The following is a 12,562-nucleotide window of genomic DNA, read 5'->3' on the forward strand; positions in this document are numbered from 1 at the left end:
TTATAGCGGTGATAAAAGAGTCTCGATCAGCCTATTCAACTGCTGCTGAAACTGCCCGCCCGGCGAGGGTGGGTTGGGGTCTGAGGTAATCACCACGGTCATCTCCCGTTCGGGAATTACGTAGAGCGCTTGGCCGCCGTAGCCGCGCCCGTAGTACACGTCTTCTCCTGCCAGCTGGGTAATAAACCAACCGAAGCCATAGCCGTCACCGGTCCAGGGGGACGAACCGCGCGGCAGCCACGATGCAGCAACCCACCCTTCAGGCAGTACGCGCTGTGCATTGCCGCTTTCATCTAATACGATGCCGTCGTTGCGATATAGCTCACCTATCTCAATCAGCGCCCGCGGTGAAAGCTGCATATCGTTGCCGCCAAAATAGATGCCCTGCGGATCACGTAACCAGGGGCGAATATTGATATTGAGTGGATCACCCAGCAAGCGCTGAGCAAGGGCATGAGTGGTCTCGCCGCTGGCATGGGTGAGGGCTGCTGAAAGTAAGTGGCTGGTGCCGGTTGAATAGAGCATTTGCCCGCCGGGTTCATCAACGAACGGGCGTGTGATCGCATCGTTCACCCAGTTGGGGCTAGCGACCCAGGCGCTATAGTTGCTTCCCGATGTGCTCTCTAGCCCAGCCTGCTGGGCAAGCAAATGCGCCACGCTGATCTCGTTAACCCGTGGGTCAAGGCCGTTAGGAAGATGTTCGCCAAACAGCTCAACGATTGGCTGCTCAACGGATTCGATAACGCCCGCCTCAATCGCCGCACCGGTAATGGCCGCAAGCACCGTTTTAGATAGCGATTTAATGTTGGCAGGCGAGGCCACGCCCGGCCCATCTTGGTGAAGCTCATGGACAATATCGCCTTCGTAAGCCACCACGACGTTATGCACGCGGTTCAGTGCAGCGGCCTGCTGATCAAGCGCCTGAAGAGCATTGGCGGAAGGTTCATTGGCGGCGGCACTAAAGGTAGGAAATAACCACATAACGGCGAGCGAAATCGGCAAAACATGAACGCGCATTGCAATACCTTTGGTGTAGAGAATACAGGTTTGAGCAACCAGGCGGGATGGAGGTTCCGAATCTGCCATTAAACGTTGGGACAGATCCTTTTTAGTGGTCTGTCTCTTATGGTCAGGCGCTGTGCTGGTCAATGCGGAGCCACGCTTACAAGCAAATTTTGGGCCCCGAAACGCGTCAATATTACGCAAAAGGGTCAAAAGCCTGCTAGGATATGGGTGCTAGCTCAAGGGTGAGCAACCCTTTGATTTTCTCTAAAACGCACTAAGCAAGGAGCGCCCTATGCGTAATATTATCTATATCATCGGTCTTATCGTGGTAGTTCTGTTCATTCTTTCGATGCTTGGTCTGCGTTAATACCATGACAAAAAAGCCCGCCGGTTTTATACCGGCGGGCTTTTTTTATGCGCTGCGTTCAGGTGTTTCTATCTGCGAGCTGCTAGGCGCAGTCAGCGGCGCCTTGCCCAAACATATCAAACATCAGCTCGCGGCCAAGGTGGGTTAGTACAAAGCGGCCATACTCGTTGAACGTAGCGGCTTCGCTGGTTTCCATCACCTGTTGGCAGGTTGCCCAAGTAGGGGCCGCGGCGCTAAGCGCTAGCAGCTCACGGCGGGCTAAGCCGCGCTGGGGCAGGGTAATGGTTTCTAACACATGGCCATGGTCGTAGAGCAGCTCGGCGGCAATCGATAAACACTGGCGAAGGCTACGCTGTACATGCGCAAGAGGCACGGGTGCTTTTATTAGCTCGGCAGGCATAAGTAGTGAAGGCATCAAATGATCTCCTGCAGTCAGCCCAAGGTGGGCCTGTTGCAGTGCATTATAGACCAAGGTCTAAGTCTGGCCAATGTCTAGATCGGGGCAATGTCTGTTGTGGAGTGGCCTATGACAAAGAATAGACGTTGGCCAGAGTAGGCAAGAGCAGGGCATTTGCTCTCACTAACCTTAACCTGCGGGATTGAAAATAGTGATTGCTGGAAAGGCGAAAGCTTAGCGGCGGTGGGCCTGCTATCAGCCGCTATTGTGAGAGAGTCGTTTGATAAGGTCGCGTCGGGCACTATATTCATAAAAAGAATAAAAAGAAGATTTAATATTCCTTTGTTCGTTTTTGTTTGAGCGAGTAAGATAATCTTCATTAGCCTTTTACCACTTAAGTAAGGAAGCAGCGTTATGCGGTTAACTCGCCAGTTTAATCTTACCCTTGCGGCACTCTCGCTTAGCCTTGCAGGTGGTTTATTTGCTGCCTCAGCCCAAGCCGATACATTACGTGTGGGCATGTCCGGGGGCTATTTCCCGTTCACCTACGTTGAGCAAGACGAGCTTAAAGGCTTTGAGGTTGATGTCATGAACGCGGTGGGTGAGCTCTCCGGCGATGACATTGAGTTCGTTACTGCAAGCTTCTCTGGCTTGGCGGGCATGTTGGAGTCTGGGCGTATCGATACGATTGCCAACCAGATCACCATTACCCCTGAACGTGAAGCCAAGTACGTATTTACCGCGCCCTATGTGTATGACGGGGCACAGGTGGTTGTGAAGGCGGGCAATGACGCCATTGAAGGCGTTGAAGATTTATCCGGCAAAAGTGTCGCGGTGAACCTAGGCTCTAACTACGAGCAGCTGCTGCGAGAACAGCCCAATGCCGATGAAATCGACATTCGGACCTACGAGTCTAACGTTGAGCAGGATGTGGCCTTGGGCCGTGTTGATGCCTTCGTGATGGATCGTGTGAGTGCATCGCAGGTCATTAGCGAGCGCGGTTTGCCGCTGATGCTGGCGGGCCAGCCGTTTACCACTATCGAAAACGCGCTGCCGTTCCGCGATGACGAAGCGGGTCGTGAGCAGCGTGATCGTGTTGATGCGGCGTTGTCAGAGCTGCGTGAAAACGGAGCGCTACGTGAGATATCTGAAAAGTGGTTTGATACGGATATCACTCAGCCGTAACGCTTGGCCTAACCTGTTGAACGCGGCCGTGGCATTGCCACGGCCGTTTGCTTATCAGCGAAGTAGCGATGTTTACTTATATGTTTATTGATACGTTTAACTATCATGCTTAACCTTGAATATATGTGGGGGTTGCTGCCGGTTCTGCTGCGCTATTTGCCACTCACCCTTCAAATGGCGACCATCGCAATGTTCTTTGCGCTGATTTTGGCATGCCTGCTGGCGGTCGTGCGCGTGTCAAAAGTACCGGTGCTAAACGGGTTTTCAATGCTGTTTATCTCGTTTTTCCGCGGTACGCCGCTGCTCGTTCAGCTGTTTTTGTTCTACTACGGCCTGCCTCAGTTGGTTGAAGCGTTGGTCTCGATTAATGGCGTAACGGCGGCGGTATTGGGAATCACGCTACACTTTTCTGCTTACATGGCCGAGTCCATTCGCGCCGCGATTGTGGGAATAGACCGCAGCCAAACCGAAGCGGCGCTTTCCATTGGCATGACCCAGCCGCAGCTGATGCGGCGGATTATTTTGCCGCAGGCCACCCGCGTAGCCACTCCCACGCTGATGAACTACTTCATCGATATGATTAAAGCGACCTCGCTGGCGTTTACACTGGGTGTCACTGAGCTGATGGGCGCGACGCAAAAAGAGGCGGCGGGCAGCTTTTTGTATTTAGAGGCGTTCTTGCTAGTGGCGCTTATCTATTGGGCGGTGGTGGAAGTGCTTTCCTGGGGCCAGCGCCGTTTAGAGACGTATCTGAATAAGGCCTACCAACGATGATTTCGCTGCAAGGCATTACGAAGCGCTTTGGCGCCCATACGGTGTTTCAAGATGTCGATTTAAGCCTTTCGCAAGGCGAGATTATCGTGATCATTGGCCCTTCGGGTACCGGTAAGTCAACGCTACTGCGCTGTATTAACTTCCTTGAACGGCCGGACTCAGGTCGCCTGCAGGTGGGTGACCTGAGTATCGATACCCAGCGCGCCAGCCGGGCAGATATTCTTGCCCTGCGCCGTCGTACGGCATTCGTGTTTCAGAGCTACGGCCTGTTTGCGAATAAAACCGCGCTTGAGAACATCAGCGAAGGCATGGTCGTGGTGGATAAGCTGCCCAAAGCGAAGGCGCATGCGCGGGCGAGGGGAATTCTAGAGCGAATCGGCTTGGCTGATAAAGCAGATGCTTACCCGGCTTCGCTTTCCGGCGGCCAGCAGCAGCGGGTAGGCATTGGCCGGGCCATGGCGGCCAATGCCGATGTGATTCTGTTTGATGAGCCTACCTCGTCCCTTGACCCGCAGTGGGTAGAGGAAGTGTTGAGCCTGATGAAGCAGCTGGCGGTTGAGCGCCAAACGATGATCGTCGTGACCCACGAAATGCAGTTCGCTAGAGAAGTCGCCGACCGCGTGGTGTTCATGGACGACGGCGGTATCGTTGAACAAGGTCCGCCTGAAACTTTATTCACTGCGCCCAAAGATGAGCGAACGCGGCACTTTTTGCGCAAAATTTTAGCTCCCTCGGGGCAGGCTGCGCCGTAAGCGCTGAACGTATATTGTCTGAGAATGAAATGCCGACACTGACCAAAGCGTTACTTAAAAGCGTTGAGCAGCTGGCCGTTGAGGCGGGCGCGGCGATTATGCAGGTGTATCGCCGTGAGTTTGCCGTTGAGCTTAAGGCTGACCATAGCCCGCTAACCGAGGCGGATAAAGCCGCGCATGTGATTATCGTGCGAGGCTTACAGGCGTTGACGCCTGACGTGCCGGTACTTTCAGAAGAAGACACTCAGCGCTTTGAAGGCGCTAACGCCGAGGGGTTTTATTGGCTGGTCGACCCGCTGGATGGCACTAAAGAATTTATTAAGCGCAACGATGAGTTCACCGTCAATATAGCGCTAATTGAGCGCGGACAGCCGATGTTGGGCGTGGTGGTGGCGCCGGCTTTATCGCACACTTATGTGGCCGCCAGCGGCCTAGGCGCATTTAAAATTGTTGAAGACGGGCAATATGTGGCGATTAATACCGCCCCCGCGCCGCAAGTAGGGCAGCCATGGCGCGTGCTGGGAAGCCGCTCGCACCCTGATCCGCGGATGTCGGATTGGTTAGCGGCCCTTGGAAAGCACAGCGTGCAGCCCATGGGTAGCTCGCTGAAGTCATGTTTGATCGCGGAAGGTCGCGCCGATGTTTACCCGCGTTTTGGGCCAACCAGCCTGTGGGATACGGCCGCCGCCCAGGCGATTGTTGAACAGGCAGGCGGGCGCGTGGTGACATTGGAAGGAAAGCCCTTGTGCTACGCGGATCCGGCGCAAGTGTTGAATCCTGATTTTGTAGTGTGGGGAAGCTCTGCCTAGTGCTGTGTCTTTACCTTCGCTGACGTATTGACAACCGCTAGCAAGCACGCGTAGCGCGTGATAGACTACGCCATCCTGTTAGGCAAGAATTTTGAAAAGATAGTGCTAAACAACTGTCTTTTATGATTTTTGCAGGATTAGTTTTGTAGGGTGAAACGTCGCGCTGTGATAGCGCAGCCGACGAATACATATTTAATTTCGTTGCCGCTTATCGGCAACCTTTATTCTCCAAGGAGATACCCTGTGGCGAACAGCAAGCAAGCACGCAAGCGCGCCCGCCAGGCCGAGAACCGTCGCGTCCTGAAATCCAGCCAGCGCAGCATGGTCCGCACCTACATCAAGCGTGTAGTGAAAGCGATCAGCACCGGCGACCACGCTAAGGCAATGGAAGAGTTCAAGGCCATGCAGCCGGTCGTTGACCGTATTGCAGACAAAGACGTGCTGTCTAAGAAGAAAGCAGCTCGCCTGAAGAGCCGTTTGAACAAGCGTATTAAAGCACTGGCGGCGTAAGCCGGCAGGCGCCATAAAAAACCGGCTGCGGCCGGTTTTTTTGTGTCTGAATGGTTTCTCTAGTTACGATTGCTAGATACGTTTTTTGGGCGGGTTTTCTGGATAGCTTATGACGGCGACAAAAACACCCAATACTTCCCCCGATGCCTCGTCAGCCCGCCGTGGGCTAATGCGCTCGGGCCTCGTGGTGAGTGCGATGACCATGCTGTCGAGGGTGATGGGGCTTGCGCGTGATGTGGTGGTCGCTACCCTTTTAGGGTCAGGCGGCGGCGCTGATGCATTTTTCGTCGCGTTTAAAATCCCTAATTTCCTACGCAGGCTGTTTGCAGAAGGGGCCTTCAACCAGGCCTTTGTGCCGGTGCTTTCAGAGTATTCCACTCAGCGTAATCGAGACGAAATTCGTGAACTGCTGAACGCCACTGCGGGCAGCTTAACCGCGATATTGGCGCTGATTACCGCCGTGGCGATGCTCTGCGCGCCGTGGCTCATTTGGGTGTTTGCCCCCGGCTTTGGGCGTGATCCTGAAAAGCTGGCGCTCACCGCAGATATGCTGCGGCTAACGTTCCCCTATTTACTGCTGATTTCGCTCACTGCGTTTTCCGGCAGCGTCATGAATACCTGGAATCGCTTTGCGGTGCCCGCTATTACGCCGGTGCTGCTTAACCTTTCGCTAATCGGCGCAGCGCTGTTTTTAATGCCGATGATGGAAGAGCCGGCCATGGCGCTGGCCTGGGGCGTGCTGATCGCCGGGGTTGCGCAGTTGGCTTTTCAAGTACCGTTTTTACTGCGCTTAGGGCTGATGCCGACGCCGTGGCCCAATTTTGCCCACGAAGGTGTGCGGCGGATTCTAAAGTTGATGGGCCCGGCGCTGTTTGGGGTGTCGGTATCGCAAATTAATTTATTGCTGGATACCGTGCTGGCCTCATTGCTGGCCGCAGGCAGCGTGTCGTGGCTTTATTATTCAGATCGCCTCGTTGAACTACCGCTGGGCGTTTTCGGGGTGGCGATTGGTACGGTGATCTTGCCCGCGCTGTCGAAACGACATGCCGATCAGTCTAAAGAGCACTTTGCAGCGATGCTCGATTGGGCTATTCGCATTGTATTGTTGTTAGGCTTGCCGGCCGCGCTGGCGTTGGCGGTGTTGGCGGAGCCGCTGCTGATTACGCTATTTCATTATGGCGCGATGACCGACAATGACATTCAAATGGCGGCCATGAGCCTGCGGGCGTACGCCTTCGGCCTAGTCGCGTTTATGCTGATTAAAGTGCTGGCGCCGGGGTTTTTCGCCCGCCAAGATACGCGCACCCCGGTGAAGGTAGGTATTATTGCCATGGTCGCTAATATGGCCCTGAATCTGGTGCTGATTTGGCCGCTGGCTCATGCCGGGCTGGCGCTAGCGACGGCACTTTCTGCGTTCCTAAATGCTGGCTTGCTGGGCTATTTGCTGCATAAACAGGGTGTGTTGGTCTTTCAGCCCGGCTGGAAACGCTACGCTGTGCAGCTAGTGGGCGGCAGTGCGCTAATGTGCGGGGCGCTCTATTTTGTTGCTCCTGACTGGCAGGCGTGGCTGACCTTTAGCCTTTGGCAGCGGATAGCCTGGGTGAGCGGGTTAGTAATGTTGGGTGGCTCGCTTTACGCTGCGTGGCTGGCGGCATTTGGCCTGCGCTTTCGCCATCTTAAAATGCAATCGTGAGGCTGCGCGCTAGCGGGTGTATTTGTTACACGGCGTGTTCGTTATAATCAGAGGCTTTATGTCCTCTAACGGCTGAGGTGCCATGCGCGTCATTCGAGGTCTGCACAACTTAAAAGCGGCTCATCGTGGCTGCGTTGCAACGATCGGAAACTTCGATGGGGTGCATCGCGGCCATCAAGCCATTCTGCAGCAGTGCCGCGAGCATGCGGCGCGCTGGAATGTGCCGCTTACCGTGGTGGTGTTTGAACCCCAGCCGCGTGAGTTTTTTGCCGGTGATCAAGCGCCGCCACGTTTAACGCGGCTGCGTGAAAAGGTCCGCTTGCTGCGTGATTTCGGCGCCGAGCAGGTGTTGGTTCTGCCGTTTAACGAGGTGCTGCGCAGCCTGACCGGGCGTGAGTTTATCGATCAGGTGCTGATTGATGGGCTGGGTGTTAAGCATCTTGTGGTCGGTGATGACTTCCGCTTTGGCTGTGATCGTCTTGGTGATTTCGCACTGCTGGCAGAAGTTGGCCTCACCCAGGGCTTTGGCGTGGAGCACACCCGCACTTTCACCGTGGACGACGAGCGCGTTTCCAGTACGCGGGTAAGAACCTTGTTGGCCAGCGGCAATTTTTCCGCCGCTGCGCGCTTGCTTGGTCGGCCCTATTCGTTAGATGGCCGCGTGGTGCGCGACCAGCAGTTAGGCCGCACGATTGGCGTGCCGACCGCGAACCTGCCGCTTCTACCCCAGCCGTTAACGCTACGCGGTGTGTTTGCAGTCATCGTTGAGCTTGAAAATGGCCGGCGCTACCCGGCAGTCGCCAACGTAGGGTTTCGGCCCACGGTAGGGTCAAAACGGCCGACGCTAGAGGTACACCTGCTGGATTTTAGCGGCGACCTTTACGGCCAGCACATGACCGTCTTTCCCTGCACGCGTCTGCGCGGCGAGGTGAAGTTTGACGGCCTTGAGGCGTTAAAAGCGCAAATTGAACGCGATCAGGCCCGTGCTCGCCAGTACTTCGCGGCGCCCCCGGGTGATCAAGGCAGCTCTGAAAAAGACAGCTCTGACTCAAATCGTTCTGAACAAGACAGCTCTCTTCCGCTGGCCTCGGCTCCGCTTGAGCGTGAGGCTGCCGTTTCCATGACGACTGTTTCTAATACAACTGTTTCCAAGACAATTTCTTCTGATTCTTCTTCGGCGGATGACGCCGATGCTACCAACGGCTGACCAGACCATGGATTATAAGCACACGCTGAATTTGCCTGAAACTGACTTTCCTATGCGCGGCATGCTGCCTAAGCAGGAGCCGGGTCGAGTTTCCCAGTGGCAGGATATGAATATTTACCAGCGCCTGCGGGAAGCACGTGCAGGCGCGCCGTTGTTTGTGCTTCACGATGGCCCTCCTTACGCCAATGGCAGTATCCATATTGGTCACGCCGTTAATAAGATTCTTAAAGACATTATCGTTAAGTCGAAAAACTTAGCCGGTTTCGATGCCCCCTATGTGCCAGGTTGGGATTGCCACGGCCTGCCCATTGAGCACAAGGTAGAAACGACCCACGGAAAGCATCTTGAACCGAGCAGAGCCCGTGAGCTCTGCCGTGAGTACGCGGGTGCCCAAGTTGAAACGCAGCTGGCTGACTTTGTGCGCCTGGGCATTATCGGCGATTGGGATCACCCTTATCGCACCATGGATTACGCCAATGAAGCCGGCGAGATCCGTGCGCTAGCCGATATGGTGGAAGCGGGCTATGTGTTTAAAGGCCTGAAGCCGGTTAACTGGTGCTTTGACTGTGGCTCGGCGCTGGCGGAAGCAGAAGTTGAGTATGCGGATAAGAAGTCGGATGCCATTGATGTGGCTTTTCCGGTGGAAGATACCGACAAGCTCGCCGCGGCTTTTGGTCTAAGCGAGCTTCCCAAGCCTACTGCTGTGGTCATCTGGACCACCACGCCGTGGACTATTCCCGCTAACCAGGCGCTGAACGTTCACCCTGAGTTCACCTATGCATTGGTTGATACCGGCGAGCGTTTGCTGCTGCTAGCAGAAGAGCTAGTGGCAAGCTGCCTAGAGCGCTTTGGCCTGGAAGGTGAGGTGATTGCCACCACGCAAGGCGCCAAGCTTGATCTGATCAATTTCCGCCATCCGTTCTATGACCGCCTGTCGCCGATTTATCTAGCGGATTACGTCGAGTCAGAGGTCGGCAGCACCGGTATTGTCCACTCTGCGCCGTCTTACGGTATGGATGACTTTGTCACCTGCCGCGAGCATGGCATGGAGTTCGACGACATGCTGAACCCGGTGCAGGGTAACGGCGTGTACGCTGACGACCTGCCGTTCTTCGGCGGCCAGATGATTTGGAAAGCCAACCCAAATATCATCGAGAAGCTGCGCGATGTTGATGCGCTGATGGCGCATACGCCGATCAAACATAGCTATATGCACTGCTGGCGCCATAAAACGCCGGTGATCTACCGCGCCACGGCGCAGTGGTTTGTGGGCATGGATATTCAAGGTAAAGACGGCAAAACCCTGCGCGAGAGCGCGTTGGAAGGCATTGCCGCCACGTCGTTTACCCCCGCCTGGGGCCAAGCGCGCTTGCACAGCATGATTGCTAACCGCCCAGACTGGTGTATCTCCCGCCAGCGTAACTGGGGCGTGCCCATTCCGTTTTTCCTTCACAAGCAAACGGGCGAGCTGCATCCGCGTACCGTTGAACTGATGGAAGAGGCGGCCAAGCGCGTTGAGCAAGAAGGAATCAACGCGTGGTTCCGTCTTGAGCCCGCTGAATTGCTGGGTGCTGAGGCCGCTGAGTACGATAAAGTCACCGACACGTTGGACGTGTGGTTCGACTCCGGTACCACCCATCGCCACGTGCTGCGCGGCTCGCACCCGCACGGTCATGAAAGCGGCCCGCGTGCCGACCTGTATCTGGAAGGCTCTGACCAGCACCGCGGCTGGTTCCATTCGTCACTGCTCACCGGCTCGGCGATTGACGGCCATCCGCCATATCGTCAGCTGCTGACCCATGGTTTCACCGTGGATTCTCAGGGCCGTAAGCAGTCCAAGTCATTGGGCAACGTGGTCGCGCCTCAAGAAGTGATGGACAAGCTGGGCGGCGATATTCTGCGCCTGTGGGTCGCTTCTACCGATTATTCCGGTGAAATGGCCGTATCGGACGAAATTTTGAAGCGCACGTCAGACGTCTACCGTCGCATTCGTAACACCGCCCGCTTCCTGCTTTCAAACCTTAACGGGTTTGATCCTGAGCGTAATCAGGTGGCCTTCGGCGACATGCTGGCGCTAGACCAGTGGGTGGTCGATCGCGCCGCCCAGCTGCAGGTGCGCATTGAAAAAGCCTATGAAGAATATCGCTTTTTAGATGTTTACCAGCAGGTGCACGGCTTCTGCGCGCGTGAGCTAGGCGGCTTCTATCTCGACGTTATTAAAGATCGCCAGTACACCACGCAAACAGATTCGCTGGCACGTCGTAGTGCACAAACCGCGCTGTATCATGTCGTGGAAGCACTGAGCCGTTGGATTGCACCGATTCTCTCGTTCACTGCTGAAGAGATCCACGAGAATATCCCCGGTAAACGCGGCGATAGCGTGCTGCTTGAAACATACTACACCGGCCTTGCCACTCTAGACGAAAGCGCTGACCTGGGTCGCGCCTTCTGGGAGCAGGTATTGGAAGTTAAGCACTCGGTGAATAAGTGCCTGGAAGATGCGCGTAATGCCAAAGTGATTAAGGGCAGCCTTGCCGCCGAGGTCACGCTGTATGTCAGCGATGAGCTGCAGGCGACGCTGGCCAAGCTGGGCGATGAGCTGCGCTTTGTGATGCTGACCAGCGATGTCACGCTCAAGCCTTTAGCAGACGCGAGTGATTCAGCGGAAGCAACCGAGCTTGATAGCTTGAAAGTCGCGGTTAGCACTAGCGAAAACACCAAGTGCGAGCGCTGCTGGCACCACCGTCCGGATGTCGGCACCCATGCCGATCACCCTGATTTGTGCGGTCGCTGCATTAGCAACCTTCCAGAAGGCAAAGGCGAGATTCGTTACTATGCCTAATGCTGCCAATACGCCCAATGCTACCGATGCCAGTGAGCGGCCGCCCATGAAGCGGCCCTTGAGCTGGCTGTGGATCGCTGCGGCGGTGATCGTGCTCGATTTGCTCACCAAGTACGTGGCCAGCAGCCAGCTTGGCTACGCACAGCCGGTGGAGGTGCTGCCCTTTTTCAATCTCACGCTGCTGCATAACCCTGGCGCGGCGTTTAGCTTCTTAGCCACGCACCCGGGCTGGCAGCGCTGGTTTTTCGCCATTATTGCGGTTGGAGCCAGCGTCGCCCTAACGATATGGCTATCAAGAGTCAAAAACGACGAGAAGCTGCTGGTGATTGCGCTACCGCTGATTATTGGCGGCGCTTTAGGCAATCTGTATGATCGCCTCGTGCATGGCTATGTGGTTGATTTCCTTTCCTTCCACGTGGCTGGGTGGTACTACCCGGCCTTTAACGTGGCGGATATTGGCATCACCCTGGGCGCAGTTGCACTAATCTGGGAATCTATCATGGGTGAGCGGCGGCGCAAGAAAGCGCACGCTGCTTCTCATTAATCGACTATTGAGAGCTGTAATGAGCGACTACCGTATCGATGATGGCATGGAGGTGACGCTACACTTCACCTTGAAGCTAGAAGATGGCACGCTGGTGGATTCGACCAAAGACAAAGCGCCGGCAACCTTTGAATTTGGCGATGGCAATTTGCCACCAGGCTTTGAGCACCCGATTAAAGGCTTAGGTGCGGGGCAGAGCGGTAGTTTTCAAATTACCCCCGAACATGCGTTTGGCCAGCATAACTCGCAGAATATCCAGACGCTCAAGCGTGCCGACTTTGGTGATGAAGCACCAGAAATAGGCATGGTGATGTCGTTTGCGGATAAAGCGGGAACGGAATTGCCTGGCGTGGTCAAAACTATCGACGGCGAGCGCATTGAGGTCGATTTTAATCATCCGCTAGCTGGCCGTACGCTCACGTTTGAAGTGGAAGTGCTGGACGTTAAGCCCGCCACCACGCACTAGGCTTACTATCA

At 55.4% G+C, this 12,562-nt stretch carries 12 protein-coding genes; 10 read left to right on the top strand and 2 right to left on the bottom strand.

The features are described from left to right. Positions 1 to 1,017 (bottom strand): serine hydrolase domain-containing protein, encoded by a 1,017-nt coding sequence (locus ACT3RP_RS12250; protein ID WP_483393863.1) that lies wholly within the window; start codon positions 1,015 to 1,017, stop codon positions 1 to 3. 437 nt (positions 1,018 to 1,454) lie between these two features. Beyond that, positions 1,455 to 1,787, bottom strand: coding sequence for a hypothetical protein (locus ACT3RP_RS12255; protein WP_096277882.1), 333 nt, complete (start codon positions 1,785 to 1,787; stop codon positions 1,455 to 1,457). A gap of 396 nt (positions 1,788 to 2,183) precedes the next feature. On the opposite strand from ACT3RP_RS12255, the gene ACT3RP_RS12260 reads away from it, so the two are divergent. The 10 genes from ACT3RP_RS12260 to fkpB all read left to right on the top strand — a co-directional run bounded on the left by ACT3RP_RS12260 (position 2,184) and on the right by fkpB (position 12,551). After that, the gene (locus ACT3RP_RS12260) at positions 2,184 to 2,954 is read left to right on the top strand and encodes an amino acid ABC transporter substrate-binding protein (protein WP_483393864.1); all 771 of its coding nucleotides are present in this window, start codon (positions 2,184 to 2,186) and stop codon (positions 2,952 to 2,954) included. 105 nt (positions 2,955 to 3,059) lie between these two features. Next, complete coding sequence (locus tag ACT3RP_RS12265) at positions 3,060 to 3,728, top strand: amino acid ABC transporter permease (protein ID WP_096277889.1); 669 nt, start codon at positions 3,060 to 3,062, stop codon at positions 3,726 to 3,728. After that, positions 3,725 to 4,480, top strand: coding sequence for an amino acid ABC transporter ATP-binding protein (locus ACT3RP_RS12270; RefSeq protein WP_483393865.1), 756 nt, complete (start codon positions 3,725 to 3,727; stop codon positions 4,478 to 4,480). Before ACT3RP_RS12265 ends, ACT3RP_RS12270 begins: the two co-directional genes overlap by 4 nt. Before the next feature lie 29 nt (positions 4,481 to 4,509). Beyond that, positions 4,510 to 5,289, top strand: coding sequence for a 3'(2'),5'-bisphosphate nucleotidase CysQ (gene cysQ, locus ACT3RP_RS12275; RefSeq protein ID WP_483393866.1), 780 nt, complete (start codon positions 4,510 to 4,512; stop codon positions 5,287 to 5,289). A 243-nt stretch (positions 5,290 to 5,532) separates the two neighbouring features. After that, positions 5,533 to 5,799, top strand: coding sequence for a 30S ribosomal protein S20 (rpsT, locus tag ACT3RP_RS12280; protein ID WP_008959243.1), 267 nt, complete (start codon positions 5,533 to 5,535; stop codon positions 5,797 to 5,799). A 109-nt stretch (positions 5,800 to 5,908) separates the two neighbouring features. Then, positions 5,909 to 7,492 (top strand): murein biosynthesis integral membrane protein MurJ, encoded by a 1,584-nt coding sequence (gene murJ / locus ACT3RP_RS12285; RefSeq protein WP_483393867.1) that lies wholly within the window; start codon positions 5,909 to 5,911, stop codon positions 7,490 to 7,492. 82 nt (positions 7,493 to 7,574) lie between these two features. Continuing rightward, on the top strand, positions 7,575 to 8,699 hold the full coding sequence (gene ribF, locus ACT3RP_RS12290) for a bifunctional riboflavin kinase/FAD synthetase (RefSeq protein WP_483393868.1): 1,125 nt from the start codon (positions 7,575 to 7,577) through the stop codon (positions 8,697 to 8,699). Beyond that, a complete protein-coding gene (gene ileS, locus ACT3RP_RS12295) occupies positions 8,683 to 11,541 on the top strand; it encodes an isoleucine--tRNA ligase (RefSeq protein ID WP_441685992.1) in 2,859 nt (952 codons plus the stop codon). The genes ribF and ileS overlap by 17 nt, the downstream gene beginning before the upstream one ends. After that, positions 11,534 to 12,085 (top strand): signal peptidase II, encoded by a 552-nt coding sequence (lspA, locus tag ACT3RP_RS12300; protein WP_444625030.1) that lies wholly within the window; start codon positions 11,534 to 11,536, stop codon positions 12,083 to 12,085. The genes ileS and lspA overlap by 8 nt, the downstream gene beginning before the upstream one ends. Before the next feature lie 19 nt (positions 12,086 to 12,104). Next, complete coding sequence (gene fkpB, locus ACT3RP_RS12305) at positions 12,105 to 12,551, top strand: FKBP-type peptidyl-prolyl cis-trans isomerase (protein ID WP_444625031.1); 447 nt, start codon at positions 12,105 to 12,107, stop codon at positions 12,549 to 12,551. Positions 12,552 to 12,562 lie beyond the last annotated feature (11 nt).

This window comes from Halomonas sp. AOP5-B2-8 (assembly GCF_052376475.1).
Classification (GTDB): domain Bacteria; phylum Pseudomonadota; class Gammaproteobacteria; order Pseudomonadales; family Halomonadaceae; genus Vreelandella; species Vreelandella casei.

Excerpts from the sequence above, each read along its gene's own strand:
- murJ (WP_483393867.1), top strand. The coding sequence starts at position 5,909 with ATGACGGCGACAAAAACACCCAATACTTCCCCCGATGCCTCGTCAGCC.
- fkpB (WP_444625031.1), top strand. The coding sequence starts at position 12,105 with ATGAGCGACTACCGTATCGATGATGGCATGGAGGTGACGCTACACTTC.
- cysQ (WP_483393866.1), top strand. The coding sequence starts at position 4,510 with ATGCCGACACTGACCAAAGCGTTACTTAAAAGCGTTGAGCAGCTGGCC.
- ACT3RP_RS12265 (WP_096277889.1), top strand. The coding sequence starts at position 3,060 with ATGCTTAACCTTGAATATATGTGGGGGTTGCTGCCGGTTCTGCTGCGC.
- ribF (WP_483393868.1), top strand. The coding sequence starts at position 7,575 with ATGCGCGTCATTCGAGGTCTGCACAACTTAAAAGCGGCTCATCGTGGC.
- ileS (WP_441685992.1), top strand. The coding sequence starts at position 8,683 with ATGCTACCAACGGCTGACCAGACCATGGATTATAAGCACACGCTGAAT.
- ACT3RP_RS12260 (WP_483393864.1), top strand. The coding sequence starts at position 2,184 with ATGCGGTTAACTCGCCAGTTTAATCTTACCCTTGCGGCACTCTCGCTT.
- lspA (WP_444625030.1), top strand. The coding sequence starts at position 11,534 with ATGCCTAATGCTGCCAATACGCCCAATGCTACCGATGCCAGTGAGCGG.
- ACT3RP_RS12270 (WP_483393865.1), top strand. The coding sequence starts at position 3,725 with ATGATTTCGCTGCAAGGCATTACGAAGCGCTTTGGCGCCCATACGGTG.
- ACT3RP_RS12250 (WP_483393863.1), bottom strand. The coding sequence starts at position 1,017 with ATGCGCGTTCATGTTTTGCCGATTTCGCTCGCCGTTATGTGGTTATTT.
- ACT3RP_RS12255 (WP_096277882.1), bottom strand. The coding sequence starts at position 1,787 with ATGCCTTCACTACTTATGCCTGCCGAGCTAATAAAAGCACCCGTGCCT.